Origin of the sequence: Stieleria sp. JC731, from assembly GCF_020966635.1 — a bacterium.
Classification (GTDB): domain Bacteria; phylum Planctomycetota; class Planctomycetia; order Pirellulales; family Pirellulaceae; genus Stieleria.
The window spans coordinates 761064-782621 of record NZ_JAJKFQ010000001.1 but is presented as its reverse complement, the minus strand read 5'-3'; the positions used below and the strand labels follow the sequence as shown (position 1 = coordinate 782621).

Sequence of the window (21558 nt, the reverse complement as noted above, 5' to 3'; positions counted from 1 at the left end):
GCACATCAAAGGCATCGATACGCTCCCCAAGAGTATAGTGACCCACAGCAGACGAAGTGTGGATCTAAGCAAAGTGTGAATGCCCAACGGGCGTCCGAGCTTTGAGGCTATTCGACTTGGCGATGCTGTCTGGAGATCCAAACGCTGCAAACGGCATGTCGAAGCACATACTTGGTTGTACTTCCCAAAAGTAAGTCATCCAACAAACTGTGCCCGGCATCACCAACAACGACAAGGTCTGCCTTTTCTTGCTCTGCATGTTCGACAATTGCCGGACCGACACGTTGGTCGTTCAAAACTGTTGTCGAAACATTCGGCAACGAATCGGAAACCTTCTCAACCATTTCATCACAGCGGCTCTGCATCTCTTTGAAAATCAGTTCTTCGTTCTCGATCGCAGCCGTTGTTAAGCCAGTCCCCAACAAGTAGTCGTAGATCGGGGCGATACTCGTCAATTCGAACTTGGTTGACTCTGCCCATCGCAAATCGACCATCTCGGCAATCGCTTCTCGCGAAGGTGCCGACCCGTCGTATCCGACGACCACGTGCTGAATTGGCCCAACAACCGAATCGGACTCATCTGGCGCACGGACGACCAGCACCGAACACTTGGCATGTGTCGCAACACTATCAGAAACGCTTCCGATCAATAGTCGGCCGAGAAACGAATGCCCTTGAGCGCCGACGACAATCAGTTCGGCTTCGCTTTCCTCAGCAGCAGTCAATATCACACTTACCGGGTGCCCGGGTCGGGTAAGTGTCGTGACGCTTTGGCAACGATCTTTGAACATCGCCACCAACGATTGCTGGTGCTGTTCACTTCGCGCACGCTCCTGCTGCAGTAGCTCCGGATACCATTGTTGAGGCGATTCGGGAGTTGACGCGTAGGGTTCGGCTAGCGCCGTGATGATGGTCAGATCGATCGGCTGCTCGATCGGTAGTGACAACAGTGTTTCGGCGGCTTGGGTTGCCTGTTTAGAGCAATCGGTTGCTAAGAGGATTTTCATCGAACATTCCTTCAAATTCGTAACACGCCGTATTCAACTGTGTCTGCAACATCAGATGAAACGGAACACGACCAAGATTGCGAACCTATCTGAAAAGGGCCGCCCCTTTCTGGATGGGGATTAAAACTGTTGTGACGCCATATTTCGTGACACCCAGACACTGCACGGCGCGTGCCGCAGCACATACCGTGACGTGCTTCCTAACAAAAATCGATTCACCGCGCTGCGTGGGGTTTCTCCCAAGACCAACAAATCGATTTCGTTGTCTTCAACGAATGAGACAATCCCTTCGCCGATATGATCAGTCCTCAGCAGATGAGTTTGTGCATTCGGAGCGACATCTTTCAATCGATTTTTGGCTTCATTCAAACCATCCTTCGCATGCTCACTGAGCTCCAATCCTTCATCAGCGATACGTTCACCGATAAAGTCGGACAGGAATGTCTGTACGGTCAAAATATGAAATTCGGTGCCGGTGTTCCATGGAACCTGCGACGTTTCTTCCAATGCTGCAATTCCGGACTGGCACATTTCGAATGCCAAGCAAACACGAATCGGACGCGAGCTGCCTAGCAGCCCGGTGGGACGAACGATCAGGGTACTGCAAGGGGCATGTGTGGCGACGTGATCGCTGACACTTCCCAGCAGCAGCCTCGATATTCCTGAATGCCCCTTGGCACCAACGACTACCAAATCCGCCTGCCGCTGCTTGGCGATGTCCACGATGGTTTCGCCGATGGGCCCTTCCTTTGCAACGTGATCGAGTTGGACGTTTGCCCCATCAAAGATCGCTTCGACATCGCGATACTTCTCATCGGCGAATTCTTTATCACGCTCAAAGGCCTTTTCCAGGAGCTCACCAACAGCATAGCTGCTATGGATGTATGGCCGTTGAACGACCGTCGCGACGGATACAAAGAGACTTTCACGGTGTGGAAGATGGGCGAAGAACTTGACCGCGTCTAACGAAGGTGCCGAACCGTCAACTGCTAAGACAATGTTATTCATGGCGTTGGCCTCCCGCTGTGGAATCAAAGCCTCGGATGCCGATGCACCGAGTTAGTCACTACCGGCAAAGTTACTGTCAGCAATGTCGTTACTGGCCATGTGATTGTCGCCTATTGAATGCCATCATGAGGTACACCGTTTCTGCCCAGCATTGCTGGAATCGAGTACGGTGAAGAGCAACAATCCGCTGGCTGTTGGATAATGACTGGCAGCCAGTGTGCCAATTTATCAATTTCAGGTCGCGAGGGAGTAGTCAGACGTCACACCTGTGCGTGACCGGTTGGCAATTTGCCGTGTCGAAGCTTACTGAGTCGCTTCTGAATTTATCAAAAGCTCAGTCGCGTCCTGAACTTTTTTCCATGAATCGAACTGCGGCTGTGCCAGCTCGTCACAAAAGGCATCCAGCCGGTGTGCCATTTTGGGATCACGCAATCGCTCGGCAAATGCATAGCGTTGGCAGATTTCTGACAATCCGATTAGGATCGGGTTGTCAGCCGACAGTTCTAAAAGCGTCTGTCGTTCTTGACTGAGAAGTTCGCCTTCGGATGCAGCCGATTCTAATTCGGAAATGATTTGCAACGGGACCAATGACATCGCTTGGCGATAATCATTGACGGCCGAGGATTCCTCGCCAATCACCATTTGGATATCCCCCAGACGCATCGCGAACAATGCCCCCCAAAGCGAATAGCCGTAGGCAAGATCTGTCCGCTGCAACAATCGGCTTTGCCTTCGAAACGTCCTTCGTAGCAACCCACGTATTTCACGAAGTCGCTCTACCGCCGGGACGTTTTCTTCGGCAAACATGCGTGTCATCAACGTAGCGCATTTGTACGTCGTATGAATCGCCAACACTTCATAAGCAGACACGTTGGGATGGTCTTCGACTAGCTTGTCGGCCTGCTCCATCGCCACTTCACAATCCTGCAAACCTTGGCGAAGCAGATCCCTGGGCATTGGGCGAAAGACAGTGAAATCCGACAGCAACAGAACTTGTTCATAGGCCAGAATCGCGTGCTGACCATGCAGTTCGCCGCTATCCATTTTTGCTTGCAAGCGTTGTCGCACCCATTCGGCTGTTTCGACCAACCACAGATCATTCGGATCTTCGGATTGACGAGCCCGCAACACATCACGCATTGAATTGCGCAGCGTACAAGAGAGCAGCACCATCGTCGGAACGTGTTCCTGGTTTTGCTGAAGCAGCGCCCCCAAACGCTCCGTACTTAATGTTAACAGCGTTTCGTCGCGTTCATCACGCTGAAGCAATCCCACGCCATTGACAGAGGAACGTCCGCTGAGGTTTCCGCCTTGTAAACGATCCCCGCCAATTTCTGGCATGCCGATACCCGGCCCCATGGCACGGCTACGTTTCCATGGGTTGTCACGAAAGGCCTCGACCGGCGGCATCGAATTCGGTCCCATCCCGGGACGTAGACGCCGAGCCATCAACAGTTCACAGCGAGCCAATTCGAATTGTCGAAGGTTCTGTTGATGAAGCTCCTTCGGTGCATCCATTTCTTTCAGCAACACGTATGCCTTTTCGAATGTCTGCTTTGCTTGGCGACTGCTACCCAACATCGCCTGCGCGATACCGATCTGATTGTAAACGCGTGCACGCATCAATCGATCAAGCGGATCAATTTCCCAGAGTGCATCTTCGAGTGCAACGATGGCATCTTGATGATTGTCGAGGTGACGATGAATCGTTGCCAAATGCATCCTTACCTGAGCGGGCGACAACTTCAAAGTGATTTGATCAAGCGACTCTGCCGACAAGCTGTCGTAATAGTCAATCAGCTTGCGAAGCAGTTCTGGCGTTTTCAGATCGACCGCCGGAGCTGAAAAATCCCGTGCATCGTAGTCAATCGTTGTCGCATCGGCCGTTACCGAGAATCGTTGAAAGACACTATCGATCGCTTCATCGGCACGCATGGCGATTCGGCTGGTTGCTTGCCGAGCTTTTTCGACTCGATCATAAGACATCCGAATCGCCCTTTGATCCAAAATCGAAACGAGTGCAGTAAACCCCAACGCGAAAAATAGCAGCGTCGCCAAGACCGAAACGGTTTGGTTACGACGAACCCACCGGGCACTGCGTTCAAATAAACTCAGTCGCCTCGCCCGGATCGGAAACCCGTTAAGGAACCGCTCTAAATCGTCAGCCAAACTTTTCGCGTCTTCATACCGGTATCGGATCTCCGGTTGCATAGCCTTTTCGATGATCGTTCGCAGATCCAAAGGCAACGATGGCTTGCATTGAGCCAGCGGGACCGGGCCAGAAGCTTTCTTTTGCAACAAGATAGCTTGACGCACAGACAAGTCGTTCAGCGCAGGTTTTCCCGTGGCGATTTCATAAAGCGTGACGCCCAACGAATAGACATCACTTTGCGCGACTGCCTTGCCCGCAATTTGCTCGGGTGACATGTACCGCAATGTTCCGATCACATCGCTGGTCCGAGTCAATGCTTCTGCGTCTTCGATACGTGCGACACCGAAATCAGCAATCTGTAGTGTGCCGTCTTCATCGATCAGCAGATTTGCCGGTTTGACATCGCGGTGCAGCACGCCTTGGCCATGTGCATAGGCGAGACCCAATGCTGCCTGAAATCCGAAGCGAGCGACGGTGTTTGCCAAACGATCATCATCGATACGTTCGGCAGCGCCTTCGCAAACGTGGTCTCGGATCCAACGGTCCAGGTTTTGGCCATAGATCCGCTGCATCACGAAAAAGAAATAGCCATCCGCTTCACCGAAGCCAAATACCGGGACGATGTTGGCATGATGAAGTCTTGCCGCAGCTCGTGCCTCGGTATGAAAGCGTTGAACAAGGTTACGGTCAGTCGGTGAAGCAACCGCGTCTTCGCTATCGGTTGCGGGTAACTGAGACTTTGGAAGAATCTTCAGCGCGACGATACGATCGAGTGATCTTTGGCGAGCTTCATAGACGACTCCCATCCCGCCTCGACCGATCGGCGAGAGCAGGTCGAAATCCCCAAGTGACTCCGGGGGCTTGATCTTTTCCGAGGGCGAATGGCTCCCTTTGACAACCACATCCCGAGCTTGATCGAGAAGCTGCATCAAAGGCGCCAGACTCTTTAGTTTTTCAGCTCGCGGCTGATCGGCTGCGGTCTCTTTGTTCTTCTTTTCGCCGGAGGTGCTATCGCTCATTGCAACCCAAGCCCGGTTCCTTCGAGCACTTCGCGGAGTCGTTCAAGGGCTCGTACATAACGGTTGCTTGCCGCCGTGACTGACAGCCCAAGGACTTCGGAAACCTGTTTGTTTGACAAACTTTCAAAATGGCGCATCGCGATGATCTCTTGGTCCTGTTCGGTCAATGTCGCGATCGCCTTTTCCAATACCTGCAACTCTTCACCACGGACCGCAACACCGCTGGGTGTCGTTTGCTGAGCGGCGATTCTGTCTGCGATTGATACCGCTGTCGTCTGCGGATAATGAGCGTTTGGGCTACTGAGTTTAATCTCACGTTGAGCGGATCGTTTGCCAGCACCCAAATGTCGGCGATGAACATCAACCATGGTTTGGATAACAATCATTCGCAACCATGCGAACACCGTATGCTTTTCGTTTGCCAAGTAGTGTTTCAGACGGGCCTTCGCGGCCAAGAAGGCTTCTTGCAGGATGTCATCCGGATCGACACGCCCCGCCAATCTGCGGTCCATTCGAAACGTCAACAAATTGTTAAACGAAGCACGATGGACGCAAAACAGCTCAGCTAATGTCGAGTCTGGGTCTTCGGACAACTGCATTTGCAATCGGCTTTCATCAGCGATTTCATTTTCCATCGTTTGTTCCTCTACAAACCTGTCGGGGATTGGCCACAACGGCGAACACCGTCAGCTTTGTGCTTCTACCTTTTTCTCACATTTGATGTGGATCCACCAGCTTCTCAGCGTTGGACCTTGTATCGGCGACTCTTTTCACCCCCGGTTGCCGCCCTCCTCAGCACCTCTTCTTTAGCAGGTTTAGTCCGATGAAACGATCCAGATTCACATCATCAAGGAAGAAACGTCAGCGAAAGCCGTCCTCTAACAATAGACCAAACACACGTCGAAATCTGCGTCTGGAATCCGTGGAAGCACGGCAACTTCTCGCCGCCGACCTCGGCCTTGACTCCGACTTTTCATCGTTACCTGAAACCGAGATTTCGGCAATCGAATCGACTCTTCAACAGGGCAGTTTTGAAAGCGAAGATGTGAACCGCGACGGACAGGTTTCCCCGCTCGATTCGCTGATGGTCATCAATCGGCTGGGAAGGAATGGACCGAGCGAATCGGGTGACTCATCCCTGGATACCAATCGTGATGGACAAATCACGCCAATGGATGCGCTTCGCATCATCAACCGGATGAGCCGACAACAGAACGAACGCGGACCCAGCCCCCCGCCTCCGGCACCACCAGAATCACCGGCAACGCCTGAGATCCAATCATTTGATGGCACCGGCAATAACTTGGAGAATCCCGAATGGGGATCGACCGGCATTGAATTCACCCGAGATGTCGCGTCCGACTATGCCGATGGCGTCTCAACACCGTCGGGCGAAGACCGAGCATCGGCGCGAGAGATAAGCAACCTCGTATCTGCCCAAGATGAGTCCATCGAAAGCGAACGTGGCCTATCGAGCTACATCTGGCAGTTCGGACAGTTCATCGACCACGACATCGATTTAACCCTCAGCCCCGACCACGGCAGTGGGGAATCGTTCAACATCGACGTCCCCACCGGAGACATCTACTTCGATCCGCAAGGCACTGGCGACGCCGAAATCAGCCTCACACGGTCGCTCGGTGCAGATGGCAGTGGCGATTCGGTCGACAATCCACTGGAACAAGTCAACGGCATCACCGCCTTTATCGACGGCTCGATGATCTACGGCAGCGATGCCGAGCGCGCTGACGCGTTGCGATCTTTCGAAGGCGGAAGGCTGCTCACCAGCGAAGGTGATTTGCTTCCCTACAATACCGAAGGCATTCCCAATGGGGGCGGCACCGGTGACAACCTTTTCATTGCCGGAGACCTTCGCGCCAACGAACAAGTCGGCTTGCTAGCGATGCACACGCTGTGGGTCCGCGAACACAACCGAATCGCAGATCAAATCTCGGCGGATAATCCTGACCTTTCAGATGAACAAATCTACCAGCGTGCTCGGCGAATGGTGATCGCAGAACTTCAAGCGATCACATTCAACGAATACCTGCCCGCACTGTTGGGACGTGATGCGATCACACCCTACGAAGGATATGACTCCACGGTCGATCCATCGATTTCGAACCTTTTCGCGACCGCGGGTTTTCGGTACGGACACAGCACACTGCCGACCGAGATCCTGCGGCTCGACGACAATGGTGAAGTAATCGAAGCGGGCAATCTGGCACTTCGTGATGCGTTTTTTAACCCAAGCGTGATTGCCGAAGGCGGCATCGAATCGATCCTCAATGGGATGGCCGCCCAGCGATCTCAAGAAGTCGACACCAAAGTCGTTGATGACTTGCGGAACTTCTTGTTCGGTCCTCCAGGATCCGGCGGTTTTGACCTCGTCTCGCTGAACATTCAGCGTGGACGTGATCATGGATTACCCGATTACAACTCGGTCCGTGAACAGCTGGGACTCGATCCCGCCGAAACGTTCGCCGACATCACTTCCGATGTCGAACTACAAGTCGCCTTGGAACAAGCCTACGGTGACACGTCAGATATCGATGTCTGGGTCGGCGCATTGGCGGAAGACCATGCTCCCGGCGCCAGCGTCGGTGAGACCCTGCAAACGATCATTGCCGATCAGTTCATGGCCATCCGCGATGGCGACCGTTTCTGGTACCAAAACACGCTTGAGGGCGAACAGCTTCGTCAAGCCAGCCAGACTCGCTTAAGCGACGTGATCGAGCGCAACACCACGTTGACTTCGCTTCAAGACCACGTGTTCTTTGTTGACGGAGTTGGCCCAAACTCCCAGACGCCACCACCTGGAAGCCCAACGCCTGATAACCCACTGCCACCTGACTCGGGCGATGTGGATCCGGGCAAGGATGGTCCAGACAATTCTGGACCAGATCAACCGCACGATCGACTTCCCGGTCCGGGCGAGGGTCAACTAGATCCAGCCCCCGAGCAAGGTACCGAGCAAGATCCCAATCGCCCACCGCCACCACCTCCGCAGACGAATTTGGACAACTCCAATCCCCTGCCTCGCGGCGAACGCCCTGGTATGCAAATCGTAAGTTCTCAAAGCGATGATTCTGATCTACCGGTTGACCGACCGCTTCAATCCAATCCGCTCTCTCCCGAAGCGGTCGACCAGTTCTTTAGAATGTAGTGCTGTTGATCTTCAGGTTTAAGCTCACATTAATTTACTTTCGACTCCGCGAAGCCAGCTGGTAAGCACGCTAGCTTCGCGGAGTGAAGGGCGACAACAGAAAATCCATAGTCTGCCAATGCAGTTCACAACGCGGACGCAGTTGCGACTGTCAATCAAAATTGCCGATAATCGATCGTGACGGACATCGCGTCCGTCTTCACCAGTCTCTTCCGAACGGATTTATTCATGTCGATACAGCGAACCTCTTTCGCCATGGCTGTTCTGTTTGTCACGGCGTCAAACGCCATGGCACATGAAGGCCATCACCATCATGACGAGAACACATTGATCACCGCAATCGCGGGGAACCCGGCAGGGACGTTTCAATCCAAAGTCACGATTACCGAAAGCAACGGCGTTCGCATTATCAAATCTAACGGCCTGCCCTCTCACGCGACCGGCCAATTTCCGGGCCCGCGAAATCCCAATCAAATTCGCGAACAACAATACGAATTCCGCGTGCCGCTAACGCCACAACCGGCCTCGCGTCCCAAAGAACTAAAGCTCGGCAAATTTGGCGTCGCATTGAACGGCGTCCCCATCGATCCTGGTGCGGCCGAATTTTGGAACCGCGATTTCCAAAGCCCTTGGCAATATGCAGTGATCAATGGAAAGATCGACCTCGGACTGGACATGAACAGCGCCCACGTCCAACCCGGCGGCGAATACCACTACCACGGTCGACCAGCGGATCTTATCGATCAGCTCCATCAACAAGCTCGCAAGGAAAATAAGTCCATGACGCTCGTTGGCTATGCTGCCGATGGCTATCCGATTTACGATTGCGAAATCATTGGAAGCGATGGCAAAGCGAAAACACTCACCGCCAGCTATCGTCTAAAGACAGGTCGACGGCCTAGCGGTAGCAGTGGGCCAGGCGGACGCTATGACGGTACCTTCATCGCCGACTGGGAATACGCCCATGGCAAAGGCGACCTTGATGATTTCAACGGGATGTGGAGTAAAACGCCTGAGTATCCTGAGGGCACTTATATCTACGTCCTGACCAAAGAGTTTCCATACGTACCACGTAAATTCCGCGGAACGCCAGACGACAGCTTCACACTGCGTGGTCCCGGTGGACCTCCCGGTCGCCCTGGTTCGGGCCGCCCAGGTTTCGGTAGGCCATTCGCACCTCCACCTTTCGGCCCGCCACCGCGACGCGATCGCTAATCGCGGCCAAACCTGACTTAGCGCTGCCTGCCTTCAGCAACAGGCGTAGTCAATCACGTGGGATCATGTTATCAAAGACGACGTTGCATCCGTAAGAATCCACCAACGTCGACTTCGTCTTGATCGTCACCATTGATGGCCCGGCCGGCGCCGGCAAAAGCAGTATCGCCCATCAAGTCGCCACACGACTTGGTTTTGAATTCTTGGATACCGGTGCCCTCTATCGCGCCGCGACCCTGGCCGCCATGCGATCGGAAATCGAATTGGGCGATTCTCAACGCCTTGCCGAATTCGTTGGCCAGATCGACATCCGCTGGCAAAACAAAGCCGTTTGGCTTGCCGATGAGGACGTTTCGGAACATATCCGCACCCCCGAAGTGACTCGGTCGATTCGCTTCCTTGCCGATGTCCCCGACGTCCGTGTCGAACTGTCTGGGCTACAACGGCAAATCGCTTCCGGCCGCGACATCGTCACCGAAGGCCGCGATCAAGGCGCCGAAGTCTTTCCCGATGCCGAATGTAAGATCTTCTTAACCGCGTCACCGATGGAACGTGCCAAACGACGTATGCGTCAACTTGCCGAATCGGGACGCTACCTTTCCATCGAAGACGTCTTGGCTGCGCAGAACCAACGCGACCTGGAAGACCGTATGCGTGATATCGGACGCCTACGTGCGGCTGACGACGCCATCATCGTCAACACCGATAATATGCAGCCCGAACAGGTGCTCGACAGGATTGTCGAACTGGCTCAGGAACGGATGCCGGGCTGAACGCTCACCAACGTCGACAAAGCCGACGGCCAAAACAGGCCACTGCGAACGTCGCTTCGTGAAGCGATCCTCACTTCATACCGGATGCTTCAAAATCGGTATATTGAACAATTGACGAACGCCATGTTCCCCCAATTGTTCAACCGAGAACCGCTGATGAGACAACTTCATTTGTTCGCGCTGCTGCTTTTCTGCGTCAGCTGTTTGACAACAGCCCATGCGCAAGAAGCAAAGAAACCCAACGTGCTATTCATCGCGGTTGATGACCTGAATCATTGGGTTGGCTATATGGACCGCAACCCGCAAGCTCGCACGCCGAACTTCGATCGATTGGCCAAGATGGGCTTGGCATTCACAAACGCCTATTGTGCTGTTCCTGCCTGTGAACCTTCCCGCTGTGCGTTAATGAGTGGCAGACGCCCATGGGTATCTGGCTGCTATCGCAATGGCGACAAATGGAAACAGTACCAGAAGTCCGGCGAAGGTCTTTCGGCTCAATTCTTGAAAGCCGGATACCATGTTGCCGGAGCTGGCAAGATCTATCACTCGATGGCCTACTACGAATCGGAATGGTCCGAGTACATGTCACGCGATGGGTTGTCGCAGAATGGTCCGGGCGTTCAAAAAATGGATGGCTATCACGATGATAAGCAACACCCAGACCTCAAAGACGAAGACATCATCGATTGGCACACCACCAACTTCTGTATCGACCAACTCAATCGCGAGCACGACAAACCGTTCTTCATCGCATGCGGGCTTTACAAACCGCACCTACCTTTCGTCGCACCACGCAAGTACTACGAAGACTTTCCGCTGGACTCCATCCAGCTGCCACCCCATCTTGATGATGATCTGTCCGACATTCCGCCCGCAGGTGTTCGCATGGCCGGACCTCAAGGCGACCACGCCAAGTTTCTAAAAAGTGGTCGCTGGAAGGCCGCGATCCAGTCCTACCTAGCGACGTGCGCCTACACCGACATGAATCTCGGAAGGTTGCTCGATGCCTATGAGAAAAGCCCCGAACGTGACCATACGATTTTGGTGCTTTGGACCGACCACGGTTGGTCGCTTGGCGAAAAAGAACATTGGCGCAAGTTCGCGCTTTGGGAAGAACCAACCCGCACACCCATGATTTGGGTTGTTCCCGGAGTCACGAAGGCAAATACCCGGTGCGATGCGACGGTCGATCATATGAATATCTATCCGACGCTTTGCAATCTTGCCGGCATCCAAAAGCCTGAACATGTTACGGGCTACGACATGAGCGAACTTTTACGTGCCCCGGAATCGCAATGGGATTACCCCGCGATCACTACACACGGCTACAACAACCACGCGGTCCGCACCAGCGACTTTCGATACATCCGATACGACAATGGTGACGAAGAGTTATACGATTCGAAATCCGACCCGTACGAATGGGCCAACCTAGCTGGCAAATCCGAATACGCCGAAACCAAAAAGCAGCTCGCGGCGTGGCTTCCAACGAAGCAAAAGCCAGCACCCCGCAAAAAGCCTAAATAACGTGCGGATACGCGTTCCCAATGGTACCAAACGGGAACCAAATGTGATCCGTTTCAAATGGCTTGGCGAAACGCCGCCCGGCGCCAGCCTGCGGTTAGCCAGATTTAGCACTGACACCATCAGCCGCCTGGCGCCAGCCTGCGTTTAGTCAGAATCAGCACTGACTCCATCAACCGCCTGGCGCCAGCCTGCGGTTCGTCAGAATCAGCACTGACTCCATCAGCCGCCTGGCGCCAGCCTGCGGTTCCAGATTCGAATGGTCTTCGCGTTTGAGCAGGAAACCGTCCGAGCCCCACTCGCAGAGCGTTTTGTTGGAATCGTACAGATCGGCCGCATTCAGTTCATCGAGCTGCGGTAGGACCGAATCAATTTCGTTCGCCGTGATGTTGTCGGCTGCGTAGCGCTTCGGTGTATTTGTCTATTACTGCGATATGCCTAGCTATACATGATCCAATGTCGCTCGATTCTCCGACTCGAGCGAGTTTTCGACTCGGAGAGTCGAACGACACTAGTTCGCCTCGCCAAGGGTGATAGGTTTTGGCGATGTCGTCTGCGGTCAGCTCCTTGTGCGTGCGATCGACCATCGTGCCGAGGTTGCGGGCGTCGATGAACAACGTTTCGCCGTGGCGGGAACCGGACGCTGGCGCGTTGCGGCTGATATCGAAACCAACCCGCATTGACGCTCGCAAGCCATTTCGAAACGTCTGTCAATGAACCAGCCGGTTCGTGCTACTGCCACTGAACAAGCATGGGAATCGTAACCCAACGATCAAGGTTCTGCGAAACCTTGAGGTAATAGGTTTGCTCGGCCTCCACATCGAACTGTAGCTGATACTCCTCGCCCCAAGGTACGGAGACTGTCTCGGTCGAAATTGCTGAGACGACTTCACCAGACGAAGAGACCAGAACAAGATTCATCACTTCACTGACCGTTGTGGCATTATCCAGCATCAAACGCCAGTCTGGACCGTATCCGATCAACCGCACACCAAGTGTTGAATTGGTCGGCTTCACGGCGAAAACGTCGACATCCGACGTTCCGTTCAGTTCTAGCTTTTCGGAATACACAAGCGACTCTCCATCGCCGGAGTACGGCGTCAGGTGAGAAGCATCTTCGATGGAATTCCCTACATCCTGTGCATTGCTGACCCTCACGCCTCTGAATTTCAGATCGATACGGTAGGCAGCATTGCTGTGTGGCGAACCACTGGGCAGTTCAACGCCCAACACATAGCTCCCCACTCCTGCCAAAGCCGAATCGGGCAAGAACGTGGCCAGACCATAATTCGGTCTGGCGACTTCCATCAAAGTGCCATCATGCTCGCGATAGAGCGAGAACTTTACATCGTCATTAGGATTCGCATCGATCACGCCTTCAATGAAATCTGTCTCGACGAGGTAGGCCGTTGTCGTCAATCGATAAAGATGCAGGTCACCAGGCTCCTGAAGTTCACCGGAAATCGATTCGGTGACGCTTTCACCTTCAGGGATCAAAATCTCCTGTGCCGATGACGTATCAATGCTGTCCAGCACGTTCCCCAATGGAGACAAAGTTGCTTGGTATGATCCGATCAGATCCTCCTGCTGATTGTAGAAAACAACCACGTAGTCAGATCCAATCGCGAGTGGATAGGTCTTTGCGATACGATCGAGGATCCCGGATGTCGGTTGCTCTTCGACAACGCTCGCAACAACCTCATTGCCGTCTTCATCGTACAAGGCAAAAGTGCCTTGGCCCGACATTGCCAGTCGATCCGCCAAACGACGCATCTCGATCAGGATTTGGTCTGACGTTGCCGTGAATCGAAACGCATCACGATCAGTCGGTTCATCGAACTGCCCAGTCACATTTCGGTTGGTGATTAACGGTTCAACCACAGTCGCTTGTTCAAAGCTTGACGCATGGTCATCAACACCGATGATCGAATAGGAACTGCCTTTCAAACTCACAACCGCATATTGCCCGGTCGATCCGTTGTCGGACGAAACGCTGACATAGACACGTGTATGCGGGTTTCCAGATGCATCGGTATATTCGGGAATCTCATAGTCGACCAATGCCATACCGACAACATGATCGTCCTGGTAAAAGCGATCGGGCGTGATTTCGTTGCCAAGAAAATCAGTTAACCGCAGATTGATCCCTAGGTCAGTCTGACTATACACCGACAGCGAGAAACTGACCTTGCCCGCATAACCTGAAATGGAAAAGGTGTCGATGTCTTCGGACGTGTCCAAATGCGAGATGACCGAAATTGGGTTTGCACCAGTCAATTCGGTAGCAGAATCCGGATCTGGACCATGCTGGTCGAACCCAAATGCAGAATCTGGATTGTTTCCAGCCGCGAACGGATCCACAGGATCGAATCCCGCAGGCACCTCTGGAATCTGTCCAGAAAATGCAAACGATAATTGATACCTTCCGATCGCGTTCTCTGATGACAAAACACGGACATAGACGGCTTTCGCGTCATCATCGGTCTGATCAACGATCGGTGCGTCGTAGTATCCAACGTCATAGGACAACTGGCGTCCGATCAGCATCTCAGAACGCGGAATCACCTCGCCCTTGTGATTTAGAAGATCAACTTCAATCCCTGTCACTCCCGTCGCAATCAAGCTTCCCGGCAGTGCATTTGGAATGCGAAAGATATCAACATCCCCTGGCTCTTCGAGTCGATGATCGATCTGCAGTGTTGGAGCCGTCATGGCAATGTCGGAAGCCGTTTCCAAAGTATCGCCAACGATATCCTCTAATCCAGTTTCGATCGACGGACCGTTTGCAATCTCATTGCTTCCCACGTCTCGGATCGTGGCGTGATACTCTCCAATCGAATTCGCATCACTTTGAATACGAACAAGCAATTCGCTTTGTCGAGGAGTCGGATAGACACCATAGAACGTTGATGTCACATGCTCGACCGGACGGATCGCTTCGATGGGATTCAAATCGGTATCGAACACATCGACCGACATCGGCTGGCCGTCTTGCCCGCTTACCCAAAACGACATCGAGTCTCGAACCGTTTGAATTCGCAGCCAATCCGCATCACCAGCTTGGTCAATATTCGACTGAAACGCGATCTGTCGCTCAAAGGGCCTCATCACCGTCCCTTCAGACGGATGATCGGAATGGCGATCATTCCCCAAGTCTGAATCCAATCCCCTCGCATTAGTCCACTCTAAGGCTGGATCATCCGAGATCACCACTCCGGGCCACTGCCCAAGATCGAACTGCATCACGTCCAATGTGAACGAGAAGCTGTCTGCCCGCTCGGGGTTCAATGATGTGACGACATAGTACGTTCGCCCCGGAACCGATGGAAACTTGATCCCTTCGTACCGACTACGCCCGGGAGTGGTCGCGGTAGAGATGACCTCGTCCCCAAACTCATCAAGCACTCGAAGTTCCGCGAGTGACTCATCTTGAAGACTCAACAGATCGACAGCCACATTGTCGCGTGTGGCGGTTAGCCGGAACTGCTGCCGTGGATGCTGAGCGCTTAGCTGAGACGCTGTACGTGAAAAATCTTCCGTAAAGACTAAATCGACTTGCTCCTCAAACGAGGTCTGCAAGGTGCTTGGCGACTCCCCGTCCGCGACGTCGCTCGCAATCGCATTGATCACATTCAAAGCGTCGATGGGAGTGATTTGGCGATCGCTGTTTACATCACCAAACGTCATCGCCCCGTCAAGGATCGGTGGCCTTACCTTCGCTTCGATCGCATCATCCGATGATGTCTTCGCGATACGGTTGATCACCGCCAATGCATCACGAGGAGTGACCTCCTGGTCGCCGTTAACATCGTTTGGATTTAGCGGATTGGACCATGGACTCTGCCAGGCTGAATCAGCAGCCAACAGTCTGCGTGATTCAAGAGTCTGGAACGTTTTTTGCCTTTGGCGTCTGATTTTCTGGTGGCGTTTCGAAAACAGTTTCATCGCGTCGTATCTTGTCAGGAGCTTCGGTCTATAGATCTAAAGACCGGCCCAACACGACGATGTCACGACTATAATCAATCTTTTTCGCCGCTACTCAATTGCAGCATCCCCAGCACTTTCATTTGCTCCGTCTGGCGAAGCATCACGCTTACTCGCTGACGGTTTGGCCATTTCAACCATGGAGTTTGCACTGCGATCGCCCTCAGCAAAAACGCTTCCCCGCAGCAACTGTAATCGATCGAATCGATGTAGCCTCACATTCGGGGTCCAGGTGGATTGCTTCGCGTCTGGAATCGAAGTCGACTTGTCTGGGGCATTAACCCCAACGGCTTCGTTCAGTTCGAATGACTGGTATTTTGGATTACCCAGCCAAAGCGAGATATCCACATAACTACTGTCGATCACCGAGAGACGATCCCGATCCATCATGGATTGCTCTGAAGCAGCTTCTTCAAAGATCAACCGGAAAGAACGTAGATGCAATTTCAACAGCGAAAACGTCGCTTGCGGATCGATCAAGTCGAAGTTGATCTCGTCAAGCAATAACCGCCAATCAATCGCCTCGTCATCTTCGCCATCAGTCGATGGCAACTTTAATTCCGCTGACTCATCCGACTTGGCATTCGGTGCTGCGGAATCGAACTCCCCTTCATCGAGCTGCTCAGGTTCCTCGTCTTCGGAATCCTCAGCACGCTTCACTTTGCGTTCAACCAAACGGCGTGATTCCGGATTGACGTTATCAAACGACGATATCCCGCGAGCCGATGAAGGGATCACGGAAACGAACGCAAGAGCATCCAGGTCGAAATCGCTCGGGTCAGAAATGACGACATCATCCGGAACCGGAACAGGATCCAAAAAGTCTTCACCTATCGGCGGTGGTGAATCAAACAACGGTGAGAACTGAATTCGGTTCGAAAGCACCGGTTGATTTGACCCGAAGATAAGCACAGGATCTACCGCAGTAGCTCGCTGTGCAACGATTTGGGGTTCCCCAGTACCAATGACTCGGAAACGCAAGCTGAACATTGTGTTGTCACCGGCGTTGCTGGCTAGATCGAGAACATTGTCCCTGTTTAGCTCTCTGCTCAGCACACCAATTGACCGGATCTGTCCCGCATCCTGTCGCGGTAACTCTGGAGCGCGCCTGTATCCATCGGCCGGAACGAACGAATCCAGTAGCGGAACGACAGAATCACGATCGTACGCCAGATCAACCATCATCCGAAACAGTCGAACGGGAACATCTTGCGGAGAATTCTGAACGTCAGTCTGTACATTGACCTCAAACTCATCGCCAATCTTATATTCACCGACCGCTGGGGTATCGAGCTTAATATTGAACTCGACCGCATCGAGTGGGTTCGATGAACGACTGAGTTTTTCTTGGAACTCGTCCTCGAGCAAATCTTGCTGTGTTCCGCCAACTCCTGAGCTGATGAGTTGTTCCAATTGCCGCATCAGGCTCTGCAGTGTCACCTCATCTTCTTGGCCAGCACCTGATATCGAGCCATCAACCGATTGACCCGAAGCCGACTGAAAAGGCACGTCGCCAATGGCTGCGGCAAATGGCAGCCGCCTTTCCAAGGATTCAAACGCTAACGAACGGCCCGGGCCATTCGAGGTGCGGAAATTCGATCTGTGTTTGCCCCGATTCTTCATTCTGCTCTCTTGATGATTTGCTGCCGAACGTTTTTCAGCTCAAGTTCGGTCTGTTGGATTAGTTCGTCTCGTGAATGCACCAGGATCGGGTCTGCGTTCCGATCGATTTGACGAGTCGACTGTTGAAGCGTCAACGATTCTTCTAAAGATTGCGCAGCCGCATTGAGGCTCCCTAGGCTAATGTTTGCTTGGCCTAGATTGAAAAGGACACCTGCCAATGATGTCCGATAGTGAATTGCAGATGGAACGGCATCACACAACTTGGCAAGCATTGTTTTGGATCGTTCAAACGCAGCAAGGCCTTGTTCGATGTCACCTTTAACCACCTGCGCCCTGCCAAGATTGTTGACGATCGTCGCCCACTGAGCCAGAAAACTTGGATTGAGGTCCATCAACGTGGCGATCGATGCCAGCTGCTGTTCAGAAGCATTCAAATACGCGACGACTTGCTCGGGATGCCCCGAATGCAACGAGGCATGATTGGACAACGCGGTTGCCAACAGTCGGCAGACTTCGATATGCCGCAAAGCTTGATCCTGCTTTGACGTTCGCTGTAGTAGCTCCTGAAGTGATGCGATGATCTTGCTGCTGGTATCGATGGCGTCGGCAGAGGAACCTCCATCGGCCAAATACACCATTTGACTGAGCAACATAGATCGAATTTTCGTAGCATCATCGTCGCTCCATTCGCTGTCCTCCAGGACCGCTAAACCCGCTTGCAAATGCTGCTTGGCAGTCGCTTGCTGCCCAGAATCGATCATCAGCACCGCCGCATTGCCATACGTACTTGCCAGATCAAGCGAACCTTCGAAGGGTTGGTCACTTTGCATCAGCGACGCCTGCGACTGCACGCTTTCTTGATACAACCAACCGGCTTTTTCAAACTGGCCGGATTCGGCTTCGATCACCGCTAAGTTATTAAGACTGATTCCGATGGCGCGTTGAACGGAGACCGGAGGACTCGGAACCGATTCGAAATATTTGATCGCGCTTCGATAGCCGCCAGAGGCCTGCTGATCCGCTCCGATTTCATCCAAAATCTGCGCGGCTTTGAAATGGGCCATACCCTTGCGTTGAACCAACTCGGGATGCTCATCGATCCGTTCGCCAATCCGATCGGTCAATTGCTCGTAGTAGGTCAACGCCGAACGCAGCAATTCCAAACGCACCGCTTGTGCCCCCTCAATATTCCGGAGGTCATCAGCAGCGAGGATTCCAAATCGATCGAGAATTTCTTCTGAGCGCTGCAAGTCTTGCTGGGAAAGATCCAAGGCTTGTTGCACGTCACGGTTGGCAACTGCAAGCTTCGCCGCCAAAGCCCACGAAACAAGCGTCACCAACAGAACACCCATCGCAGCGAAAGACGCGATACGGCGATGGCGAATCAACCAACACCTGGCTCGACTGAGGACCGAAGGCGAGGCGGCCAAGACCGTTTCGCCCCGCTGGAATCTTCTGAGATCCTCGGCAAAATCGCTGGCACTCTGGTAGCGATCACCAAGCTCCGCCATCGTCGCCTTTGAAACGATTCGATCCAAACCCTTCGGTACCCTCGGATCAATCGAACGCGCAGAAAAGCAGAACGCCTTCTGACGCGATCGCATCAATTCGTGATAAGTCTCACCCTCCAAGGCGCGGCGACCGACCAATAATTCGAACAGCGTCAATCCCAACGAATAGACATCGGTGCGTTCATCCAGCGGCTCACCGGCTGCCTGCTGAGGACTCATGTACGCAAGGGTGCCAACGCAATCACCGGGCTCTGTCAACGCGTTCGATTCTACGGCACCGTTTCTAGTCGACTGCAATCGCGCCAATCCGAAATCGGTGACCTTGATCTGATGCTGGAGATCGAGCATCAAATTTCCCGGCTTGATATCCCGGTGGATTACACCGCATTCGTGGGCATGGCTGATCGCATCCGCTACATCGATCATCCATCCGACGGCTTGGTCACAGGACGGCCGTTGGTGCTTCAGATAGTGACTTAGCGATCCACCTTCAACCAACTGCATTGCCAAAAACCGACTGGCTCCCAGCTGATCCCCTTCACCGATTCGATAGATGGGAACGATATGGGGATGATTCAACCTCGCTGCTGCCTGAGCTTCGATCATAAAGCGAGCATGTGACTTAGTCGTTTGATCCCACACGCCAGCGATTAGCTTCAATGCGACACGACGCTGCAACTCATCCTCAATTGCCTCATACACCACCCCGGTTCCGCCCGTCCCCAATTGACGGATCAGCGTGAACCCGGCAATCGAAGGCATCGAACTTTGCAGTCCCAACGGACGCCCCGACAACTGAATCAACGCGTCGACTTGCTTTGCCGCCTCAACCAAATCGTCTTCAATCGCTGGATTTTCCAGACAGGCTTGCTGTAGCCATTGCTCTCGATCAAAGCTTGGCTGCTGCTCAATACCGATGGTGTACCGTTCAAGCAACGCCTGCAGCTGAACTTCGTGCTGATCGCCAGTTGCCGAAACCGAGGATTCGATTTCAGCCAAGGTTGCCAAACGCGTCGAATCAATCTTCACACGAACCGTCCCCTAGGTGCTGTTTCAGCCTTTGAATCGCCCGCAGCCAAATCATTCGTACTGCACCACTGGACTTTTCGACCGTGACTGCGATTTGTTCGAATGACATTCCTTCGAAATGTCGCGCGATAATGACCTGTTGATAAATCTGCGGAAGTGAACCGATCGAATCGGCAACCTTCAAAGCCTGCTCCTGCACCACCATCGCTGTCCCGGGACTTCGTTCTAAGTAGCTTCGGGCAATCGCCTCTAAACCGAGATTCGAATGGCTTAGGTTTTGCGAGATCGTTTCGATCGAAACCTCACGTCGAACATCGCGCCGTGCCGCCCGCAGGTGTTTTTCATGGGCGTCCGCAATCCGGCTGGCGAGTATCGTGCGAATCCACGCGACGAACTCCTCGCGAGTGTCGCCATGAAACTGCTTCAGCGCCCCAAACGCGTGCAGCATCGTTTCTTGGATAACATCGGAAACAGTTACTCGAGCCTGCAACCTGGGCGAAAGACCGCTGTATGCAAGAACCCGCAAATAGTTTTGATAAGAGCCAAGCAACTCATTGATCGCGCCTTCATTGCCTTGTCGGGCACGCCTGAGAAGTCTTTCGTGATACGGATCTGGAACTGCGTTCATCAACGTATTCTAGAAGCAGAACAAGCACGATGACATAACAGGTTAGACAAATTGCCTGACCGACCGATTTAAAATCTGAATGTCACGCTCGAAATATTTTTTTTCTGCGATAAGACTAGTGAATCATCCCAGCCAATCATCTCAATCATCTGGCTCAGAAAACCTGCTAATGATCTGACGTCGAAAGAGTTGTTCAACAAGATGCCAACACGTGAAATGATTGCGACCTCGCAATGGCGACTGACACACGGTGTCACCGAACTCAGTCGAATCTTGAAAAGTCTCGTAGCAATCCACGCTCTCCAAAACGAACCAGATGAACCCCAGGGACCAGGCCCTTGGATTCATCCAGGAGCCGACGGTCATCCGAGCACCTATAACATCCCTGCAGACTTAGCAGGCGAATTTAATCAGCGGTTCATACGCGAAGTGATCGTTTCCACAGTAGGCAGAAAACAGAAGCAATGACGCCATATGGAACTGAACAGGTACGAGAGTTGATCGGTGAAGCCCTCGCCATTGACGACTTGCAGCGAGCACGTCAGATCCTCTGTCAATTTGAAACGACTCTCGACAAACCCTATCGAGATGAAGAGCTTCGGTTTCTGCAATACTACCGAAAGCTGGCTGGTCCGCTGAAGACGGCCTTGGGACTTGCAGAAGAACGGCTTCGTAGGGTTTCACCGAACGATTTTGAGGCGATGTCATTGCATCTGGACATTGCTGACTTGCGCCGTAGGTTATCACAACCGGAAGAAAGTCTAAGCTCGCTTGAAACCGTATTCAATTGGCCCGAATTGGGTAGCTACTTTGAGGTTGGACTCGTCCGTCAGTTGATTCTGCAATTGTTCGAATTGGCAAGTGAGTTTTGGGAGCATCAAAGGGGTCAGGCCTCTTTTGGGTAGAGTGGCTGTTGTAA

13 protein-coding genes are annotated in these 21558 nt (G+C 53.0%); 5 read left to right on the top strand and 8 right to left on the bottom strand.

The window, feature by feature from the left end; all coding sequences use genetic code 11:
* Window positions 1-107: 107 nt before the first annotated feature.
* The 4 genes from LOC67_RS02485 to LOC67_RS02470 all read right to left on the bottom strand — a co-directional run bounded on the left by LOC67_RS02485 (window position 108) and on the right by LOC67_RS02470 (window position 5821).
* The gene (locus tag LOC67_RS02485) at window positions 108-1007 is read right to left on the bottom strand and encodes a universal stress protein (protein WP_230260930.1); all 900 of its coding nucleotides are present in this window, start codon (window positions 1005-1007) and stop codon (window positions 108-110) included.
* A gap of 120 nt (window positions 1008-1127) precedes the next feature.
* Window positions 1128-2015: a universal stress protein gene (locus tag LOC67_RS02480; protein WP_230260929.1), complete on the bottom strand. Its 888-nt coding sequence runs from the start codon at window positions 2013-2015 to the stop codon at window positions 1128-1130.
* 303 nt (window positions 2016-2318) lie between these two features.
* Window positions 2319-5186 (bottom strand): serine/threonine protein kinase, encoded by a 2868-nt coding sequence (locus LOC67_RS02475; RefSeq protein ID WP_230260928.1) that lies wholly within the window; start codon window positions 5184-5186, stop codon window positions 2319-2321.
* Entirely contained in the window at window positions 5183-5821 is a 639-nt protein-coding gene (locus LOC67_RS02470) for a sigma-70 family RNA polymerase sigma factor (protein WP_230260927.1), read from the bottom strand. Before LOC67_RS02470 ends, LOC67_RS02475 begins: the two co-directional genes overlap by 4 nt.
* Before the next feature lie 287 nt (window positions 5822-6108).
* Between LOC67_RS02470 and LOC67_RS02465 the strand changes: the two genes are divergently transcribed.
* The 4 genes from LOC67_RS02465 (at window position 6109) to LOC67_RS02450 (ending at window position 11867) form a co-directional block, all read left to right on the top strand.
* Complete coding sequence (locus LOC67_RS02465) at window positions 6109-8352, top strand: peroxidase family protein (RefSeq protein WP_230260926.1); 2244 nt, start codon at window positions 6109-6111, stop codon at window positions 8350-8352.
* A 255-nt stretch (window positions 8353-8607) separates the two neighbouring features.
* A complete protein-coding gene (locus LOC67_RS02460; RefSeq protein WP_230260925.1) occupies window positions 8608-9567 on the top strand; it encodes a YHYH protein in 960 nt (319 codons plus the stop codon).
* A 119-nt stretch (window positions 9568-9686) separates the two neighbouring features.
* Complete coding sequence (gene cmk / locus LOC67_RS02455) at window positions 9687-10340, top strand: (d)CMP kinase (protein WP_230260924.1); 654 nt, start codon at window positions 9687-9689, stop codon at window positions 10338-10340.
* Window positions 10341-10496: 156 nt separating this feature from the next.
* Window positions 10497-11867, top strand: a complete 1371-nt coding sequence (locus tag LOC67_RS02450) for a sulfatase (RefSeq protein WP_230260923.1) — start codon at window positions 10497-10499, stop codon at window positions 11865-11867.
* A gap of 729 nt (window positions 11868-12596) precedes the next feature.
* Here LOC67_RS02450 and LOC67_RS02445 read toward each other — a convergent pair.
* The 4 genes from LOC67_RS02445 to LOC67_RS02430 form a co-directional block, all read right to left on the bottom strand.
* Window positions 12597-15809 (bottom strand): dockerin type I domain-containing protein, encoded by a 3213-nt coding sequence (locus LOC67_RS02445; RefSeq protein WP_230260922.1) that lies wholly within the window; start codon window positions 15807-15809, stop codon window positions 12597-12599.
* Between the two features lie 90 nt (window positions 15810-15899).
* Window positions 15900-17357, bottom strand: coding sequence for a hypothetical protein (locus LOC67_RS02440; protein WP_230260921.1), 1458 nt, complete (start codon window positions 17355-17357; stop codon window positions 15900-15902).
* Window positions 17358-17467: 110 nt separating this feature from the next.
* Window positions 17468-20011: a serine/threonine protein kinase gene (locus LOC67_RS02435; RefSeq protein ID WP_230260920.1), complete on the bottom strand. Its 2544-nt coding sequence runs from the start codon at window positions 20009-20011 to the stop codon at window positions 17468-17470.
* Entirely contained in the window at window positions 20001-20639 is a 639-nt protein-coding gene (locus LOC67_RS02430) for a sigma-70 family RNA polymerase sigma factor (RefSeq protein WP_230260919.1), read from the bottom strand. Before LOC67_RS02430 ends, LOC67_RS02435 begins: the two co-directional genes overlap by 11 nt.
* Before the next feature lie 464 nt (window positions 20640-21103).
* Here LOC67_RS02430 and LOC67_RS02425 point away from each other — a divergent pair, with 464 nt between their 5' ends.
* Window positions 21104-21544 (top strand): hypothetical protein, encoded by a 441-nt coding sequence (locus LOC67_RS02425; protein ID WP_230260918.1) that lies wholly within the window; start codon window positions 21104-21106, stop codon window positions 21542-21544.
* Window positions 21545-21558 lie beyond the last annotated feature (14 nt).

Coding starts and splice junctions, on each gene's coding strand:
- LOC67_RS02430 (WP_230260919.1), bottom strand. CDS start 20,639: ATGAACGCAGTTCCAGATCCGTATCACGAAAGACTTCTCAGGCGTGCC.
- LOC67_RS02450 (WP_230260923.1), top strand. CDS start 10,497: ATGAGACAACTTCATTTGTTCGCGCTGCTGCTTTTCTGCGTCAGCTGT.
- LOC67_RS02475 (WP_230260928.1), bottom strand. CDS start 5,186: ATGAGCGATAGCACCTCCGGCGAAAAGAAGAACAAAGAGACCGCAGCC.
- LOC67_RS02485 (WP_230260930.1), bottom strand. CDS start 1,007: ATGAAAATCCTCTTAGCAACCGATTGCTCTAAACAGGCAACCCAAGCC.
- LOC67_RS02480 (WP_230260929.1), bottom strand. CDS start 2,015: ATGAATAACATTGTCTTAGCAGTTGACGGTTCGGCACCTTCGTTAGAC.
- LOC67_RS02425 (WP_230260918.1), top strand. CDS start 21,104: ATGACGCCATATGGAACTGAACAGGTACGAGAGTTGATCGGTGAAGCC.
- LOC67_RS02470 (WP_230260927.1), bottom strand. CDS start 5,821: ATGGAAAATGAAATCGCTGATGAAAGCCGATTGCAAATGCAGTTGTCC.
- LOC67_RS02460 (WP_230260925.1), top strand. CDS start 8,608: ATGGCTGTTCTGTTTGTCACGGCGTCAAACGCCATGGCACATGAAGGC.
- LOC67_RS02445 (WP_230260922.1), bottom strand. CDS start 15,809: ATGAAACTGTTTTCGAAACGCCACCAGAAAATCAGACGCCAAAGGCAA.